At 41.4% G+C, this 17974-nt stretch carries 16 protein-coding genes; 9 read left to right on the top strand and 7 right to left on the bottom strand.

Going from position 1 to position 17974, the window contains the following annotated elements; translation table 11 throughout:
- The first annotated feature begins 211 nt into the window (after positions 1-211).
- The 8 genes from MHN79_RS12785 to MHN79_RS12750 all read left to right on the top strand — a co-directional run bounded on the left by MHN79_RS12785 (position 212) and on the right by MHN79_RS12750 (position 6479).
- Positions 212-817 (top strand): SLATT domain-containing protein, encoded by a 606-nt coding sequence (locus tag MHN79_RS12785; protein WP_239173198.1) that lies wholly within the window; start codon positions 212-214, stop codon positions 815-817.
- 138 nt (positions 818-955) lie between these two features.
- On the top strand, positions 956-2749 hold the full coding sequence (locus tag MHN79_RS12780) for a DUF262 domain-containing protein (RefSeq protein ID WP_239173197.1): 1794 nt from the start codon (positions 956-958) through the stop codon (positions 2747-2749).
- A 112-nt stretch (positions 2750-2861) separates the two neighbouring features.
- Positions 2862-3329: a hypothetical protein gene (locus MHN79_RS12775; RefSeq protein WP_239173196.1), complete on the top strand. Its 468-nt coding sequence runs from the start codon at positions 2862-2864 to the stop codon at positions 3327-3329.
- Positions 3330-3597: 268 nt separating this feature from the next.
- A complete protein-coding gene (locus MHN79_RS12770) occupies positions 3598-3762 on the top strand; it encodes a hypothetical protein (RefSeq protein ID WP_239173204.1) in 165 nt (54 codons plus the stop codon).
- 36 nt (positions 3763-3798) lie between these two features.
- Positions 3799-4629, top strand: a complete 831-nt coding sequence (locus MHN79_RS12765) for a glycoside hydrolase family protein (protein WP_275436308.1) — start codon at positions 3799-3801, stop codon at positions 4627-4629.
- On the top strand, positions 4623-4946 hold the full coding sequence (locus tag MHN79_RS12760) for a hypothetical protein (protein WP_239173194.1): 324 nt from the start codon (positions 4623-4625) through the stop codon (positions 4944-4946). Before MHN79_RS12765 ends, MHN79_RS12760 begins: the two co-directional genes overlap by 7 nt.
- Before the next feature lie 230 nt (positions 4947-5176).
- The gene (locus MHN79_RS12755; RefSeq protein WP_239173193.1) at positions 5177-5926 is read left to right on the top strand and encodes a metallophosphoesterase; all 750 of its coding nucleotides are present in this window, start codon (positions 5177-5179) and stop codon (positions 5924-5926) included.
- A gap of 118 nt (positions 5927-6044) precedes the next feature.
- Positions 6045-6479: a hypothetical protein gene (locus tag MHN79_RS12750; RefSeq protein ID WP_239173192.1), complete on the top strand. Its 435-nt coding sequence runs from the start codon at positions 6045-6047 to the stop codon at positions 6477-6479.
- Positions 6480-6552: 73 nt separating this feature from the next.
- Here MHN79_RS12750 and rluF read toward each other — a convergent pair whose 3' ends face one another.
- From rluF to MHN79_RS12730, 4 genes are all read right to left on the bottom strand, one after another.
- Positions 6553-7554, bottom strand: coding sequence for a 23S rRNA pseudouridine(2604) synthase RluF (rluF, locus tag MHN79_RS12745; RefSeq protein WP_239173191.1), 1002 nt, complete (start codon positions 7552-7554; stop codon positions 6553-6555).
- Between the two features lie 107 nt (positions 7555-7661).
- Complete coding sequence (gene smrA / locus MHN79_RS12740) at positions 7662-8243, bottom strand: DNA endonuclease SmrA (RefSeq protein ID WP_239173203.1); 582 nt, start codon at positions 8241-8243, stop codon at positions 7662-7664.
- Positions 8244-8390: 147 nt separating this feature from the next.
- Positions 8391-8531, bottom strand: coding sequence for a DUF3149 domain-containing protein (locus MHN79_RS12735; protein WP_114786614.1), 141 nt, complete (start codon positions 8529-8531; stop codon positions 8391-8393).
- A 161-nt stretch (positions 8532-8692) separates the two neighbouring features.
- Positions 8693-9562, bottom strand: a complete 870-nt coding sequence (locus MHN79_RS12730) for a TraB/GumN family protein (RefSeq protein ID WP_239173190.1) — start codon at positions 9560-9562, stop codon at positions 8693-8695.
- A 372-nt stretch (positions 9563-9934) separates the two neighbouring features.
- Here MHN79_RS12730 and MHN79_RS12725 point away from each other — a divergent pair, with 372 nt between their 5' ends.
- Positions 9935-12592 carry a beta-N-acetylhexosaminidase gene (locus MHN79_RS12725; protein WP_239173189.1) on the top strand — a complete coding sequence of 886 codons (2658 nt, stop codon included), beginning with the start codon at positions 9935-9937 and terminating at the stop codon, positions 12590-12592.
- Positions 12593-12647: 55 nt separating this feature from the next.
- Here the strand turns inward: MHN79_RS12725 and MHN79_RS12720 are convergent, their stop codons facing one another.
- From MHN79_RS12720 to MHN79_RS12710, 3 genes are all read right to left on the bottom strand, one after another.
- Entirely contained in the window at positions 12648-14036 is a 1389-nt protein-coding gene (locus tag MHN79_RS12720) for a peptide MFS transporter (RefSeq protein WP_239173188.1), read from the bottom strand.
- 397 nt (positions 14037-14433) lie between these two features.
- On the bottom strand, positions 14434-16098 hold the full coding sequence (gene asnB, locus MHN79_RS12715) for an asparagine synthase B (RefSeq protein ID WP_239173187.1): 1665 nt from the start codon (positions 16096-16098) through the stop codon (positions 14434-14436).
- A 227-nt stretch (positions 16099-16325) separates the two neighbouring features.
- A complete protein-coding gene (locus MHN79_RS12710; protein ID WP_239173186.1) occupies positions 16326-17912 on the bottom strand; it encodes a cation:proton antiporter family protein in 1587 nt (528 codons plus the stop codon).
- Between the last annotated feature and the right edge of the window lie 62 nt (positions 17913-17974).

Below are 17974 nucleotides of genomic sequence, written 5' to 3'. Positions count from 1 at the left end.
ATGTGGATAGTTGTGATGATCATGCCTTAGATAACAGGCACTGTTAAAAAGTGATAACGCGCTGGCGCGTTTTTATGTGATCACAGAATACATAGCTCGATGTATTTGCTTTAATTTTTAGTGAGTTATGATAGCTTAATGGGAAGTCAGGCAGACAGAAAAACGAGACTACCTGTTATTAAGAATGTTATGACTGAACTGGAGAATTAGCTTGGCAGAATTAGAAGACAGTAAGATCAAGGAATTACTGCGAAGAACAAAATTAACCACGAAGTCTCGCTACAGAGCTAGCGAAAGGTTTGCAATGCATCAAAAGGTGTCTCAGTGGACGGTCGCTTTTATATCTGCTGCATTAATCTTTATTCCACTTTTTCAAGCGTACGGTGTTGAACTTGCCGTACCTAATCAACTTTTAAACAGCTTTCAGTCTGTTCTTGCAGTTATGGTTTTAGTGTACTCTTTGTTACTCGGCCAAGAAAATTTTGTCTCAAGATCTGAAGCAATGCATAGGAATGGTGTAGAGCTTGGTCGCTTTGCGAGAAAGCTTCGAGGACTTCAAGAAGCCGATGCTGATTATGATGCATTAGTGGAAGAGTATTATGGAATTCTAGAGAAATACGAGAACCATAAACCAGTCGATTATTTATTCACGCGACTTCACAGCAAGCCAGATAAATGGCTCAAGTGGCCTGAATATCTGTGGATCTGGGTTAGAGCACATTTCTTCAGTTGGCTTGGATACTCACACTATATAGCGGCTATAGCTTTTGTTGCGTATCTATTTTACTACCTATTATCAAATATAAAGCTGGGCTAAGCCATAACAAACGCTTAAAAAATGACGTCTAAAGCTTGGCTGGCGCTCATTCTTCGCTAATTTTAGTCAAGCATTATCCGCATTTTATGCGGGCGTTATAGCGCAACATAATTTGTGTCATCTATATAGGATTTAAAAATGAAAGAAAATACGGAATTATCAATAAAAGGGGAAAGTATACAAAGCCTTTATGGATCATATTTAAAAGAAACATTTCTGGTAAATAGAAGGTATCAACGAAAGCTAGTCTGGACAGTTGAGGAAAAAAGATCCTTTATAGATTCGATTATTAGCGGCTACCCAGTTCCTTTGATATTACTCGCTGAAGTAACGACAGAGAAAGGCCGAAAATTAGAAATAATAGATGGCATGCAGAGAATGAATGCAATAATGTCATTCATTGATCAAGAGTTTGATATTGATGGTAAATACTTCAACCTAGAAACAATGGCTGATACAAAATTCCTTATGGATGATGGAGCTATAACCCAAAAAGGTACGCCATTAGAGCGCGCATTATGTGCTGAAATTGTTAGATATCAAATACCACTATCTGTTTTTCTAGAGTCAGGAGATAGCCATATTGATGAGGTATTCCGAAGACTGAATTCAGGAGGGAGACATTTATCAAAACAGGAACTAAGGCAAGCTGGTGCTATAAGTAAATTCGCATCTATCGTAAGAAAATTATCAAGTAATATCCGTGGTGACTCTAGCCCGACTGACATTTTAGACCTTAATTCAATGAAAAATATCAGTATTACTAATAGGAACTTGGATTATGGTATTTCAGTCGAGGATATTTTCTGGGTCAAGAATAATATCATTACTAAAGAGGCTTTGAGGCAATCTCAGGATGAAGAGGTTCTCGCTGATATAGTAGCTTGGGTATCTATGGATAAAGGGCTACGTTCTAGCTCTGATATTTTGAACCAACTATATGGTTTTTCTACCTTAAGTTCACATGAGACACCTCTATCTACTTCTGTCGAAGTACAGATTCAAAAAGTTAATGAAGAAAATGTGATAAATAATGTTCAATATGTATTCGATGAGTTAATTAAATTGATTGATGCATCGGGGCAAACTTTTAATGCGCTACTCTTTAGAAGTCAACAAGCCAAAATATCACGTTATTTTCAAATAGTATTTTATTCTTTTTATAAACTGCTAATTGAGGAAGAAATGCAAATAGCAGATCGAGAAAAACTTCTCGGATTGTTAGATAAGGCTGGTGACAAGATTATATCGCTTGCAGCAGGGGGCGGTAATTGGTCTGCTAAAGAAAAACAAACCCAATCTGATGCCTTATATGGTGTGATTAGGAATTGTTTTATAAAGTCTCAAGATAAAGATCCTGCGAGATCACAATGGGTTACACGTTTTGAAAATATACTTATGCAATCTTCTACAGAACAAGCTTTATATGACTTTAAAGTAGGGTTGCATGCATTAAATGATAAGGACGTAGAGTTCAATCAGAAGGCATTTTCTAAAGTTATTAAAACTTTAACAGGAATGGCTAATACTTTTCCTAGCTCCACTGGTTATTGCCTAATTGGTGTGGCCGATACTAAAGCTACAGCTGAACAGTTTAAATCATTATATGATAGCGATTATATTTCGTACTCTTCTTTCTATATTACAGGCGTTAAGGAAGAAGCCGATAAGTACCATGGCGATTTGGATAAATATTTCACTAAACTAGTTCAATTAATAAAGTCGGAGCCTATAAGCGAAAGGGATAAGGATTATTTATCCCGAAATATATCGACAATACGCTACTTCGAGAAAGACATTATAATTTTAAAAATTGAATCAGATATTAAACCTTCTATTTATGATGGGAAATATTTTGTTCGTCATGGTAGTAATGTCGATGAAGTAGAGCCAGAAAATTTTGGTCAATTATTTTCTCGGTTTAATAAGTAGTTGCGCTATAACAAGTTGTTTAAACGGAAAATTAACAGTTGGCGATCGCTTCGCGATTATAGCCAACCATTAATTTCCGCTTAGCAACGCGTTAGTTTTACGGGAGAAATCGTTGGATAATCTAAGTCTAATAAAACAAGTGATTGACATTTTTTCTGCGCTACTTAGTCCAGTGATTGCTGTTTCAGTCGCTTATATTGCTTATCAACAATGGAAGTTGAATGCTGCTAAGGAAAAACGTGATAGTAAGTCTGAAAGACTACAGATATATATGTCAGTTAAAAGACTTTTGCGGAACACTGATAACACTCGTAAAGTCGATCGTAAGCTGTATGAAAACTTTCAGGAGGCACTTGCTCTAGCTGATTTTTACTTGGATGAGGGCATTATTGATTGGCTAACTGATGTTGATTCAAATGCTTCAAGCTGGTTTAACTACGAAGAGATTGGCTTAGCTTATAAAAACAAAGCGGAAGCTAAAGAGGCAGGGAAGTACATGCAGTATATGGAAGAGTCGATAGACAGACTTCAAAACCAGCATTGTCAGTTGTTAAGTGTATTCAAAGATCGCTTGCTGTAATAAAACTAACAAGCTTTTAAGGCTTCAAGATACTTTTTCTAATCTGGCGTAAGTCGTTTAGAGTAATGCTACTAAACGATTTCTGTCCAAATCCAAGCCAGCTTATAACCCACCTACACACCAATCAAAAGAAACCCCAACCGCTATTTCGAGCGTTTTAATAGTTAAACTAAACATTTTCTTGGTGAATATGTCAGAGTGGCGAGCAGGGTATGATAAGCAACTCAAACTCTTGGTATCATGTTTTTATTTATGTGATTAGATTCTTATGCGATACCAATCGTCCCCCTTTATTCCACAAGAAAGACAAGAAACCACAAGAGAAAGAGCAGAGCGTCAACGGCAAGAACGCAGAGCTGAGTTAACTTATACCGCAAGCGATGAAAAGCGATGGGCTGAAAATCGTGAACGGGTTTTAAGAGAGCGTCAATAAGCCGCTGACTCTGCGAGAAATAACCCTGAAGATGAACTGGTCCTCAAATCATCGCTAAAACAATCCAAGCCGCTTAATGAGCTAGCGGCCGGTAAGTTTAACGCCCTTAAAAAAGGCTCTACAAATACTGAAGAGATCAAAAAAATCCAACAGGCTTTGATTGACTGCGGCTTTGACTTAGGTTCATTTGGTGCAGATGGCGATTTTGGCCGTGCGACAGAAGGCGCCGTTAAACAGTTTCAAACCCACTATAAACCTACACATACCACGCATAAAAGTTACCAATTTGGTGACATTGACGGGATTGTCGGCAAAAATACCATTCTTGCTCTAGATGAGGCATTGGTTGATAAGTGGGCATACGATGTCCGTACCTATAAGCTCTCTACAGCTGGGTTGTCTCTATTAAAAGAGATAGAAACTTTACGTTTACTTCCATACGATGATCAAACCGGTAAGGTCATTTCTACGCATGTCGAAGGAGCAACTATTGGTTATGGATATCTTATTCCACTGAACGAGTGGGAGTTATATAAGGACGGGATAAAAGAAAAGGAAGCAGAATCCTTATTTATGCAAAAACTTCCACCATTTGAGAAAAGTGTCCAAGAAAAGTTAACGGTTACTGTTACTCAGCAACAATTTGATGCTTTAGTTCTACTCTGTTACAACATCGGAGCTGGTAATTTTAATACTTCATCAGTATTAAAGCTTGTGAATGGAGGTATAGCGCCAGCTTATGGAAATGATATAGATAAAGCATGGTTAGCTTGGAATAAGTCACAGGGTAAAGTCATGCAGGGGCTTATTAATAGAAGGAAGTGTGAGTTAGATATCTATCACAACGGAGTATATAAGAAATGGTAAAAAATTTGTGGTTATGGTTAGTTATATTTTTTTCAGTCTCTGTGAATGCAAAGAGTTTGGATAACACTCAGCTATACACGGTTCCTTCAGGTAAAGTATGGGTTGTTAATGATATTCAGAGAAATCTCTGCGATGTTTGTACTTCCGATATTTATGTTCAAAAAGGAAGTGTGCAGCTTAATGAAGTTTGGGTTTCTGGCTCTTTTGACTTTTCACTAATGCCAAAAACTAAAGTTTCGTTCGAAAGTAACACAGTCTTTGCTTTAGGGGATGTGGTCAAGAGTATTAATGTGGATGTTATAAACTCAGGAAAATAAGCTCAGTTCACAGTCAATAAGTCGTGTTTTGCCATTGATATAAATCGCCAGTCGAGACAGTAAATTATGCGAAGATATCAGAAGGGTCTAGCGTAGCGCTAGACCCCAAAATCTTAGTTTAAATGACCAGTGATAAACGTCTTATTATGATACTATCGGCCGCAACAAAGAAAGTCCTGCGCGAGTTAGTGGCGGTTTTTCAGTCGCTTATTAAATAGAGAAGCTTAGAAATGAAAACCATAGTTCAAATTAGTGATTGTCATTTTAATCTAAATAAAGCTAACGCTGAGAAAGCGTTGGTTCATACATTAGGCTTTATCAATCGTTTAAACTTTGACTATCTATTTATCACTGGGGATATTTGCGAAAGTCCATCGATACTTCAGTATCAAATCTTTGCTCGTTTGATTTCTGAGCACATTAGCACGTCGAATATATATGCAATCGCGGGTAATCACGACTGTATAGACATGATGAAATCTGCTTTCAAAGACACATGGATAAAAGTGGCTGAACAGGTATCCATAGAGAGGTTTAATTTCATGTTTGTTGACTCTAGCAAAAAGCCGAAAAAGGCAATGATGTTAGGGGCAGGCCGAGTCGCCAGTGAAGACATTAAAAGAATTGACCATGCCAACCAAGAGACAGTGATAGTCATACATCACCCCATTTTTGAAAATGACTGTGATTGGTTCAATGAAATCGGGTTAGAAAATCAGAAAGAAGTCGTGACCTCTGTTTTAAACAATGAAAATATTCAACATATTATATGCGGTCATGGGCATTCATTTATCAAAACTAAGCGGCAGCACACCACTCAAATTATGAGTCCTTCCACATCTTATGGGTTCGATCATGACAGCAAAGTCTTTGTAAAAAACGATAACGTTGGAGCGGTTATGATCCAAGTGGGCGAAACGATTACATCCCAAGAGATAATGATCCCCTCACGAATAGAGTGCACCGTTAAAGCTATATAGAATAATAGTTTTGTTGGCAGTGATAGTCTCAGCGGAGAGTGTTCTTTCTGAACCTCTCTATATGGATGCTTTTGCTCGCTATTGAATGAACACAAACAAAGGTTAGGGGATTTTAAAGGTGACTTACCAACAACTGGACGCTATTGCGGATTCATATATTCCTCTGCTGGGTATTCTGACGCTGGCTTGGCTGCTGATAAAAGCGAGTCGTCTAGGGGTAAAAAGTGCGCTTATTGAGACCGTGACCACTTCACTGGGCGTCATGTATATTTATGCCTTAATGTTTCTTGATGCTTATTTTGTAGCCTATGCGTCAATTGGGCTTGACTATAGTACGCACACTGCCTTGGCGCTGGTGTTCGTCACAACCCTTGCATTGATTGGCAAACAAGTCAGACGTATCACAGTGATATCCATGGTTTGTTACTGTTTATTGATGCTGTATCAAGGTTATCACACCCTAGCCGAAATGGCGCTGACAAGCCTAATGACATTACCTGTTCTAGTGTGGCTAAAGTGCTTACCAAATCGTAAAAATAAGCTTGTTTGGTGACCCATGAATAAAAAAGCTATTTAGCATGGGCTAAATAGCTTTGGCTTCTAAAAGGGATAGTTTCGCTAGCAGGCTACTTTTTTAGGCTTAATGTACCTGATTTTCTAGGCTGGGCTTTTTGGCCTGAATGAGGGCTAGACTTACCTTGTCTTGCTCTTGTCTCAGAGGATTCAGAGCGAGCCTTTTTAGCATTGGGGCTGCGGCGAAACTTATCGGCGTCTTTACCTTTAAAAGTACGCGTTTTTTGATTGCGTCTTGCTTTTGAGCCTTGGTTTTCCTCGCGGCTATCAAATAGCTTGGCGTCCGTTGCTTTGCGTATTGTTTTACCCTGAGTATCAGTTTTTGAGGCATCTTCTGTACCGCTAGAGTGCTCACACATCGCCAGAATTTGTTCCACTTCACTGTCTGTTAGATAGCGCCACTGGCCATTTGGAATACCATCTAGGGTAATATTCATAATGCGAACGCGGCGCAGTTTAAATACTTCATAATCGAGCGCCTCACACATTCGGCGAATCTGTCGATTTAGCCCCTGTGTTAACACAATACGAAAGGAAAACTTGGTTTCCTTGGTGACTTTACAAGGCAAGGTGGTGGTATCAAGGATATCAACGCCAGCGCTCATCTTTTTGATGAATTGATCTGTGATGGGCTTGTTGACTCGCACCACATATTCTTTCTCGTGATTGTTACCCGCACGAAGGATCTTATTGACGATATCGCCATCGTTGGTCAAAAAGATCAAACCGTCAGAGGGTTTATCTAAGCGTCCAATTGGGAAAATACGTTTTTTATGGCCAATAAAGTCAACGATGTTACCGGCAATGTTTCTTTCTGTGGTGCAGGTGATACCCGTTGGTTTATTTAGCGCGATATAGATAGGGCGCTCGGTGGCCTCGCAAATCGGGTTGCCATCAACGCAAACGTGATCGCCACTTTGTACCTTAGTACCCATTTCAGGGATTTGACCATTAATGGTGACACGGCCTTGCTCAATCAGTCGGTCTGCTTCTCTTCGCGAGCAAAAACCGGTTTCACTAATAAATTTATTCAGGCGCTTTGGTTCAGATGGCATAGTGTTCTCTCTTAACGTTTCACAACGGAATACTGGTGGACTAACAAGAGTCCTTAACGAATTGGGGGCATTCTATCACTAATGTCTGGTTTGAGTAAGAGAGCCTTTTAACTGCGCCGTTTTTGGTGGCGCTCTCGGTTGTCCAATTTCTTTTCGGAGCTTTTACGCAGCATGACATAAACAGCTCCAGTGCCTCCATGAAATGCTTGGGCGCTATGGGCTGATTGTACGTCCTTAATTTGAGTTAACCAGTTCGCAAGATAGCTCTTCATCAAGGCGGGAGGGTTGGACTTCTCGCCGCGTCCATGAACGATAAGTACACTGCGTATGTCCATTTCAATGCATTGCTTTAAGAATTTAACCAACGCATATCTGGCATCTTTTAAGCTATTACGATGAAGATCTAAGCGAGCTTGAATAGGGTATTTACCTAAACGCAATTTGCGATAGACGCCTTCTTGCACTCCATCGCGTTTAAATTCGATCAGATCTTCAGGTTTGAGCATGGGGGCGTGCTCAAGGGATAAATACTGCGGATCGTTTTCATCAAGCCACATAGCGGCTTCACGTCGTGCTATGTGCGCTTCGGTGACGTTATGGGATTTTGGGAGCTCAACGGTATCTTGTTTTAGTGGGGTCACATCCCCCATTAACGCTTGAAATAGAGTGGATTCATTATCGTGAGGCATAAGGTAATACGAAGGCCGTAAATCGATATTGCTAGTATACATGAGTATTAACAATACTGGCTGCACCAATAAATAAAAAACCGAAGCAGACAATCAATCTACTTCGGTGCATAGCAACAACCTATTTTCAGATAGGGCTAGGCGATTCTAGTGAGGAGATTTGTCATGCATTACTTTGTAGATGAAGTAACCACCATAGAACAGCATCAAGCCCAAAGCTCCGAAAATGACTAACATAGAAGATAGTCCAACCGCATTACCAAACAGGAGATTTAGCCATAAATCCATGTTGCCTCCAGTCGTGAAGTAGTGATGACAGGTATTACGATAAGGCCAAATGACACATCGAGTACTGATCTAGATCAATGATATTATATTAGTTGCGTAAGTTATTGCTTCTAGCTGTGTTTTATTTCGAACAAAACTTAACCATGAAAAATAAACAGAGCCTAGTATTCAAACTGGCAGTTAGCGGCGCGGCTGGTTGAGCCCTGCTTGACTTTAAACCCTTTGGCTTTGAGTAAAGTAAGCAGGTTATTTTCGCCAATCAGGTGCATGGTGCCAACGACGACAACATAGCTGGCTTTGCGCTCCTTTGACCAAGTTGGCTTGGCCAGTTTTTCTGCCCAGTTGAGGTTTCTTTGGCTAATAAAAGCGTTCTCTAGCTCTGGCGACATTTCAGTTAACTGTGCAAACTGATTGAGCTTTTCCAAGTCTCCGGCTTTCCAACTGGTAATTAAACACTTGGTTAAATCTTCTGCGCGGTCAAATTCATCTAACGCACTCACTAATAGCTCTTTTCCCGATTCTTTTTGTCCTGTTAATAAGTCGATTTGAAACTGAAGAGATTCGAGGCTAAATACAGGGAGGTTCTGAGCGGTCGCCTTGTACATTAAATGCGTGTCTATACCATAAGATGCTTGATAACCAAGGTACTCAAATTGCTTCATTTGTAGGGTTAATGCTGTCGCCCAAGGCGGGCTATCGAGAAGTTGCTTGGCATCAATATTAAAAAGGCTCGCCAAACCGCGTAAAGTCTCCATTTGTTTGGAACTGAGAACATCTTTGGTCACTATTGTGACCTCAGGGTAGCGAACATCCTGCATTTTCCTTATGTCTGATTCCACTATCAGTCCTGAGCTTTTTGCTAGAGTGTCGGTAATCGTTTTGGCAAGAGGATACATACTTTTGTCGCCGACATGCACTGAACCAAAGATAAGGTAACGCGTTTTTCCTTTCTCGGCATACCAATATAGTGGCTCAGCAAACGATGGTAGTGAGCAGGTGAAGAGGAAAATTGATAACCATAGTTTTTGCATTTAGCCGTTTACCTTACGGAAAAATTGTTGAAATAGAGGCCTTTTAACGTAATTTAACAATAGCAATTTGAGTATAAAGTCACATTTTTATATTTTGTTATATAGCTTAGCTTAATCTTATGTCACTCGTCTTGTGATCCGGCTTCGAACACTCATAAATCTTGTGACTTTTAGTGTGATTTGTTTCAAAGAAAGATTGTTGTTTTCTAAATGACGTTTTTAACTGTTGTTTTAATTTATTGTTTTTATTGCTCTTTTTGTCATTAATAAAGCTTAAGTTCGAGCAGGATCACTTTCATGACTTGATTATTTTACCCGTTTCAACATCTCGGAATATGCTGGTAATAGCAGTTAAATGAGGAGTAACGTTGGATGGTTAAAAAAGGTCTGCTCGCAACATCGATTATTGCGACATTAGTAGGGTGTAGTACTTTGCAATCTTCACAGCAAAGTGTGGTCAATTCATTGGCGGAAAACCTTGATATTGACTATCAAGTGCTCACCAATCATGGAGCAAACCAAGGACTAGCATGTCAAGAGCTGGGCGCTGAATGGGCTTCCTGTAATCAAGTGACTATGACTGTAGTCAATAAGGGACAAGCGGTTGACGCCAAAGATTGGTCGATTTACTTTCACAGTATTCGCTTAATTCTTGATGTTGATAATGACCAATTCAAAGTATCCCATGTTACTGGTGATCTACATAAATTAGAGCCTACTGATAAATTTGATGGCTTTGCGGCTGGTGAAAAAGTGGTATTGCCTCTAATTGGTGAGTACTGGCAGCTATTTGAAACTGACTTTATGCCACGGGCATTTGTCACCTCTCCTCATGCTGAGCCAAGAGTGATTGCTTCGCTAGATACTGAAGATACGGCTTCATATGTTTCCGGCCTAGAGGGGAATAACTTAAAACGCACGCCTGATGACAAGAACATTTTTGCAACTGCGATTTCTCGCTATGAGAAAAATCAGGATTTAGTCAAACAAGATGTATCAGCGTCCTTGATTCCAACCCCCATGCACATTGAACAAGGTCAAGGTAATCTGAATATTACTCAGGGTATAGCCCTGCCGCCAGAAGCATTTTCCCTCGAACAATATCAGGCACTTGAGGCTCGAGGTGATTTGCTAGGTATAAAGCTTGATGGTCGCCAAGTGGTTAATTTGGTTATTGATCCAAACTTATTCTCAGGTGAATTTATTAAGTCCGGCGCTTATCAACTGCAAATTAGCACAAGCGGCATTAAGATTAATGCTTTTGATCAAGTGGGAGCATTTTACGCCGTTCAATCCATTTTTGCCCTGATTGATAGCCAATCTCCAGACTCTTTGCCAGTTGTTTCTATTAAGGATGCTCCGCGTTTTGATTACCGCGGTGTCATGGTCGACGTAGCGCGTAATTTCCATTCTAAGCAGGCTATTCTTGCCACTATTGATCAAATGGCGGCCTATAAGATGAACAAGTTGCACTTACATCTCACTGATGATGAGGGGTGGCGTTTAGAAATACCTGGCTTACCAGAGCTCACAGAGATTGGAAGTCAGCGCTGTTTTGACGAGACAGAGCAGAGCTGCCTGTTGCCTCAACTTGGCTCGGGGCCAGAAGCAAATAACTTTGGCAGCGGGTATTTTAGTCGTGCTGACTTTGTCGAGATCTTGCAGTACGCCAATGCACGTCATATTGAGGTGATTCCTGAAATTGATATGCCAGCACATGCGAGAGCGGCTGTGGTCTCAATGGAAGCTAGGTATCAGCGTCTAATGCAAGAGAATAGGGTAGAAGAGGCTAACCAATATCGCTTACTTGACCCTGAAGATACATCAAATGTCACGACTGTGCAGTTTTACGATAAGAAGAGCTTTATCAACCCGTGCCTGCCATCATCGGCAAGGTTTGTGGATAAAGTCATCTCTGAAGTTGCGGCCATGTATAAAGAGGCAGGAGCGCCATTAACCACATGGCATTTTGGCGGTGATGAAGCGAAAAACATAAAACTTGGTGCGGGATTTCAAGATAGTAATACCGCGGATAAGGTTGAATGGAAAGGCAACATAGATCTTACAAAACAGGACAAGCCCTTTGCTAAGTCTCCTCAGTGTCAGGAGCTGGTGGCGAGTGGCGCTGTAAGCGATTTTGCTCACTTACCAAGTTATTTTGCCGAGCAGGTTGCGAAAATAGCAAAAGATAAGCAAATCGAGAGCTTTCAAGCGTGGCAAGATGGCCTCAAATATAGTGAAGGCCCTGCATCCTTTGCAACTGCTAATACCCGTGTGAATTTCTGGGATGTACTTTACTGGGGAGGAACAAAGTCTGTGTATGAATGGGCGAGTAAAGGCTACGATGTCATTGTCTCAAACCCTGATTATGTCTACATGGATATGCCATATGAAGTAGACCCCAAAGAGCGTGGATACTATTGGGCAACGCGTGCAACTGATACAAGAAAAATGTTCAGCTTTGCTCCCGAAAACATGCCGCAGAATGCTGAAACATCGCTAGATCGAGATGGTAATGGCTTCTCTGGAAGTACAGATATTGCCGCTGGACCCTTTTATGGATTATCAGCTCAGCTTTGGTCTGAGACGGTTCGAGATGATGAGCAATATGAGTACATGGTATTTCCACGAGTGTTGGCTGCGGCTGAGCGAGCTTGGCATAAAGGAGGTTGGGAAAACGACGTCAAAGCTGGAGTGGAGTATTCTCAAGATACTCGTAGGGTAGATCAGGCGCAGTTAAACGATGATTACAATCGCTTTGCCAATCTCCTTGGTCAACGTGAATTGGCAAAACTTGAAAAAGCAGGCATTGATTACCGTCTTCCTATACCTGGTGGACGAATCGAAGCGGGTAAACTTATGATGAACAGTGCTTTCCCTGGTGTGGAGTTGCAATACTCAATAGATGGACAGGAGTGGAAAACCTATATAGATAGCCAGCGGCCAAGAGTGCAAGGCAGTGTCTATATTCGTTCTGTCTCAGCTAGTAAAGAGAAAGCGAGTAGGATTACCAAAGTTAGTGCTAGCTAACATAAAAAAGCGCCCGACTTAGTGTCGGGCGCTTTGTTTGTATGCTTAATAATGACTATACCGCCAAGCTCTGCTGCTCTTCAACTTGCTCTGCATTGCTAATCGGAGATTCTGCGCCATGCATCCAGCGGACAAGTGTATTGGAGAAGAGTAATAAGATAACTCCAGAAACAATCGCTGTGACCGCAATGCCACTGAAGATAGCCATAGCGCCAAGTTCGCCCACATGTGAGCCGACGTAGCCCGCGACGTAGTTTGCAATTGCAGTACAACCAAACCATGCGCCCATCATCAAAGAAGCTAAGCGAAGAGGAGCGAGTTTAGTGACCAAAGACAATCCAATTGGAGAGAGGCAAAGCTCGCCTAATGTATGGAAGAAGAAAGCGCCTACTAGCCAAAGCATAGAAGTCTTGACACTCGTGTCGCCACCTTGCTCCATCACAGCACCGACCATACATAGGAAACCTAAAGCTAGGAAGAACATTGCAAGTGCAAATTTAACTGGAGAGTTAGGCTCTCGTTTACCCAGCTTGACCCATAAAACCGCGAGTATTGGCGCTAGAGTAATAATGAAAAACGGGTTTAGCGATTGGAACCAAGCCGCAGGAACTTCAAAACCGCCGATCATACGATCAGTGTATTGCTGGGTGTAAATGTTCATCAAACCACCAGCTTGTTCAAACCCTGCCCAAAAGACAATCGTGAATACACTCATGACCAAAATGACTTTGATGCGGTCAAATTCTTCCTTAGTCATAGGCTCTTTTCTGTACGACTTTTTGCTGGCAAGTTCACGTTTAGCAGAAGGTTCCATACCTATGTCGCCAAGCCAAGATTGAGCTAAGCCCATTTGCATGACAAGGCTAATCACCATACCGATACCAGCAACTACAAAACCTGACTTCCAGCCAAACTCTCCAGTAACCGAGCCGACAATGATTCCGGCTAATAATGCGCCTAAGTTGATACCCATATAGAAAATGGTAAAGGCACCGTCACGGCGGTTGTCACCCTCTTGATAGAGATCGCCAACCATGGTCGAAATATTGGGCTTAAATAGACCATTACCAGCAATCAGCAGAGCGAGACCGAGATAAAAACTGTGAAGAGTGCTCATACCAATCATTTCAGCAGGTAATGCCAGTGTAAATTGGCCAATTGCCATTAGCGCGCCGCCTATCAATATGGACCTGCGTTGGCCGAGGTAGTTATCTGCAAGCCAGCCGCCAATTAAAGGCGTGATATAGACAAGGCCTGTGTAGATACCGTACAAATCTAGTGCGTCTTTGGTTGTCCAGCCTAGGCCGCCATTGATTGTTTTATCTGTTAAATACAGCACTAAAATGGCGCGCATACCATAGTAAGAGAAACGTTCCCAAAGTTCGGTACCGAACAATAGAAATAGGCCTCGAGGATGGCCGAGTATTTGTCGATGATTTGCCATAAATTTTACTAATCTAGTCCATTAAAGAATTTAATATGCTAGTACATATACTAATTAGTTAAAATATCTGCAATATACTGATTTATCAGTGTCATTTATGGTTTGAGCATAACCTTTTGAAAAATAGGTGTAATTAATCTTGTTATTTTGGCTGGATTTTTTATGGAACTAAGTTTGCAGTTATGAGAAATAGGTTCTGACATTTTCTTGTCATATACATGATATTTTTTTGTTATACGTTTAAATATTGCGTTATAAGTCAATTGCTTATGTGTGAGGACTTATGCTTTCCTCACAGATATTAAAGGCTCATAATAAATCACCCCTTGATGTTGTTTGTCACAACATCAAGGGGTGAACAGCATAGAACTAAATGCAGTTAGAGTTTGTCGTAGACTCAGTAAGCGTCATTGTGCACTGTCTGAACTGCTCTTCCTGATGGATCCACACAGTTTTGGAACGATTCATCCCACTCAATTGCTTTTGCTGAAGAACAGGCGACAGAAGGTCCGCCTGGTACACATTCTGCTGCCGATGGCAGAGGGAATAGCTCTTCAAATATTTCTCGGTAGACATAACCTTCTTTTGTGGTCGGTGTGTTGTAAGGAAAACGGAATTTCGCGGTTTCCATTTGTTGATCTGTGATCTTGCTTTCTGCGACTTCCTTTAAGGTATCTATCCAGCTGTACCCGACACCATCAGAGAACTGCTCTTTTTGTCTCCATGCGATAGAGTCTGGCAAGTAATGTTCAAAACATTCGCGTAGTATGTGCTTTTCCATTTTTCCGTTGCCGCACATTTTATCTTGTGGGTTTAAGCGCATGGCAACATCAATGAACTCTTTATCAAGGAATGGCACTCGTCCTTCAACGCCCCAAGCTGCTAAAGATTTATTGGCTCTGGCGCAGTCAAACATGTTAAGTGCTAGCAGCTTGCGTACTGTTTCTTCGTGAAACTCTTGAGCATTCGGTGCTTTGTGGAAATAGAGGTAACCACCAAAGATTTCGTCGGCACCTTCACCAGATAAGACCATTTTAATGCCCATAGCTTTTATTTTTCGCCCCATAAGGAACATAGGCGTAGATGCACGAATGGTTGTTACGTCATAGGTTTCAATGTGGTAAATAACATCTCGAATAGCATCAAGCCCTTCTTGAATGGTGTAGGTCATTTCATGATGAACTGTGCCAATTTTTTCAGCCACTTCTCTTGCCGCTTTAAGATCGGGAGCGCCTTCTAAACCGACAGCAAATGAATGCAGTTGAGGCCACCAAGCTTCTGACTTTTCATCATCTTCGATACGCATTGCTGCAAAACGCTTCGCAACGGCTGAAGTAATGGATGAATCTAGACCACCAGATAGAAGCACGCCATAAGGCACATCTGTCATCAACTGGCGTTTGACAGCGGCTTCAAGTGCAGCGGTTAGCTCTTCTTTGCTGGTTGTGTTGCCTTGTACTGCGGCATATTCGTTCCAGTCGCGAACATAGTAACGTTTTGGCTCTGCATCTTTGGAGCTATAGAAGCAGCCTGGAGGAAATTCGCTGATGGTTTTACATACTGGCGTTAATGCTTTCATTTCAGATGCGACATAGTAGTTGCCATGCTCATCATAGCCTTGGTATAGCGGGATAATTCCAATATGATCACGACCGACAAGGTATTGGTCTTTTTCTTCATCATAGAGCACGAATGCAAAGATTCCGTTGAGTTCTTCAAGGAGTTCTTCACCCATATCCTGATAAAGTGCCAAGATAACTTCACAGTCAGAGTCGGTTTGGAAATCATATCTCCCTTCGTAGCGAGCTCTAAGTTCCTTGTGGTTGTAGATTTCTCCATTAACCGCCAATATGTGCTTTTTATCAGAGCTAAACAGAGGCTGCGCACCACTATTTAATCCGACGATGGCAAGACGCTCATGAGCGAGAATGGCTCTATCAGAAGAGTAGATCCCAGACCAATCAGGACCCCGATGACGCAGCTTTTTGGACATTTCGAGCGCGACTGGGCGTAGTGTTTGGGCATCTGTTTTTATGTCAAGAATACCGAAGATAGAGCACATATGAGTTCCTTTATAAATCTTTTTTAACCTGTTAGCTAAAATCTGCCATTTTGGTTAAAAAAATCAACAATAAATAACAAAAAAGTTTATATAAACTAGTTTGCACTAAATATTATTTAATTTAACTGGCTCTTTTATGAATGTATTTTAATGTCAGCCTGTTTTATAGACAAAAAACGACGGGTAGCTTGAAAGGCAGCAAAGTACTGCCTTTCAAATGAGGAAGGTTATTTTTCAGTTATCTGAGGGTTAAGCTGGTCACAAACATGGCGAGCAAAACCAGTACCCGCTTCTCTATATACATTGAAGGCTGCGTCTACTCCCTCTTCGAGTAGGCTCTCTATTTGATCTGAATAGGCGGCAATGGCTGCTGTTTGACCACTAAACCCTCTTTGTTTTAATTGCTCTAAGGCAATTTGATTTCCTTGGTGATGAGGCATAGCAAGTAGTACTAATTTAACGTTCGCTGTATCCAAAATTCGCTCCCAGAAATCAGGGTCTGTTGCGTCGCCGGCAATGACATTTCGCCCTTCTTGCTGATGCTCCTCTGCTGTATCTTCTCTTACTTCAATTCCGAGGCTTACTTTGCCATAACGGCTGACTATTTCGTCATATGCACCTGTACCAATTCGTCCCATACCGAGAATTAACACTTGTGCATTGCCAGGATTAATCAATTTATCTCGGTTGTTTAGGCTTTCTGCTGCATGTTCTTTTAGCCAGTGTCCTGAACGACGATAGAGTTCATGTCCTTTGCGGTTAAGTGGTGAGGCGATAATAAAAGAAATCGATACCGCAAGTGCTAATGCAACCAGCAGATCGCTGCTCAGCCAGCCGAGTTTAAATGCGAGCCCCCCAACAATAAGGCCAAACTCACTAAAGTTAAACAAGCTAAGTGAAGCGAGCAGAGAGGTTCTTACTCTGAATTTAAAGGCATTAAGCACAGCAAAGTACAGAACCCCTTTTATGGGTAAAAGGAGCAAAAATAGTAGCGCTAATGCTAACCCTGTCATGGTTGGTTGGACAGACAGACCGATATTGAGGAAAAAGCATACCAACAAGAGTTCTTTGAGGTTAAACAGGGCTTTGGATAACTCCGATGCTTTACTGTGGCCTGCGAGCAACATACCCAAAATTAGAGCACCAAGATCTGGCTTCATACCAACGAATTTGAATAGCCCAGCTCCCACAACCAAGGCAAAGAAAATACCAAATAGAACCAGCATTTCCCCGTGGCCCACCCAGTCGAGTATTTTGTAAAATAATGGGCGAAGAAGCGGTAGGGCAAACAAAATAATGGCGTACCAGTGGGGGATTTTTCCGGTTGATGCGGTCAGGAATATCACTGCGAAAATATCCTGCATGACAAGAATACCAATCGCAATGGTGCCATAGGTAGCGTTCATCTCCCCCTTTTCTTGCAGGGTTTTGACGGCAAAAACAGTACTTGAAAAAGATAGGGCAAAACTTAACAACAAAAGTTGCTCAGGTGACATACTGGCTAAGGAGCTTATTCCGAGAAACTTTAAGCCAAATAGCGCCGCGCAGAATAGTGCGGTAGAAAACAAGTTATGGAGAGTCGCACCTGCCCAAATCTCTTTGGATAAAAGTGTTTTTACATCTAACTTCAACCCTATGGAAAACAGCAGTATGGTTACCCCAAGATCGGCAAGTGTTACTATGGTCTCATTACTTTCAAAGCCGAACCCATGGAGAGCAAAGCCTGCTAGGAGGAAACCAACCAGTGGCGGTAAGTGACATTTAAGGCTAACAAAGCCAGCGAGAAAAGCAGCAGAGAGTAAGACGAGTTCCATATAAATTTGAGTCTTCTTATGAATTAAAAACGGGCTACCTATGTAACCCGTAAGTCTAACGT

Source organism: Vibrio sp. Of14-4 (assembly GCF_022347625.1).
GTDB lineage: Bacteria > Pseudomonadota > Gammaproteobacteria > Enterobacterales > Vibrionaceae > Vibrio > Vibrio pristinus.
The sequence above is the reverse complement of the archived record's forward strand: the minus strand, read 5'-3'. Positions and strand labels throughout refer to the sequence as shown.

Bases quoted from the DNA above. Each gene is read 5' to 3' on its own strand.
- MHN79_RS12735 (WP_114786614.1), bottom strand. From the start codon at position 8,531: ATGGATTTATGGCTAAATCTCCTGTTTGGTAATGCGGTTGGACTATCT.
- asnB (WP_239173187.1), bottom strand. From the start codon at position 16,098: ATGTGCTCTATCTTCGGTATTCTTGACATAAAAACAGATGCCCAAACA.
- MHN79_RS12720 (WP_239173188.1), bottom strand. From the start codon at position 14,036: ATGGCAAATCATCGACAAATACTCGGCCATCCTCGAGGCCTATTTCTA.
- MHN79_RS12730 (WP_239173190.1), bottom strand. From the start codon at position 9,562: ATGCAAAAACTATGGTTATCAATTTTCCTCTTCACCTGCTCACTACCA.
- rluF (WP_239173191.1), bottom strand. From the start codon at position 7,554: ATGCCATCTGAACCAAAGCGCCTGAATAAATTTATTAGTGAAACCGGT.
- smrA (WP_239173203.1), bottom strand. From the start codon at position 8,243: ATGCCTCACGATAATGAATCCACTCTATTTCAAGCGTTAATGGGGGAT.
- MHN79_RS12710 (WP_239173186.1), bottom strand. From the start codon at position 17,912: ATGGAACTCGTCTTACTCTCTGCTGCTTTTCTCGCTGGCTTTGTTAGC.
- MHN79_RS12760 (WP_239173194.1), top strand. From the start codon at position 4,623: ATGGTAAAAAATTTGTGGTTATGGTTAGTTATATTTTTTTCAGTCTCT.
- MHN79_RS12770 (WP_239173204.1), top strand. From the start codon at position 3,598: ATGCGATACCAATCGTCCCCCTTTATTCCACAAGAAAGACAAGAAACC.
- MHN79_RS12780 (WP_239173197.1), top strand. From the start codon at position 956: ATGAAAGAAAATACGGAATTATCAATAAAAGGGGAAAGTATACAAAGC.
- MHN79_RS12725 (WP_239173189.1), top strand. From the start codon at position 9,935: ATGGTTAAAAAAGGTCTGCTCGCAACATCGATTATTGCGACATTAGTA.
- MHN79_RS12755 (WP_239173193.1), top strand. From the start codon at position 5,177: ATGAAAACCATAGTTCAAATTAGTGATTGTCATTTTAATCTAAATAAA.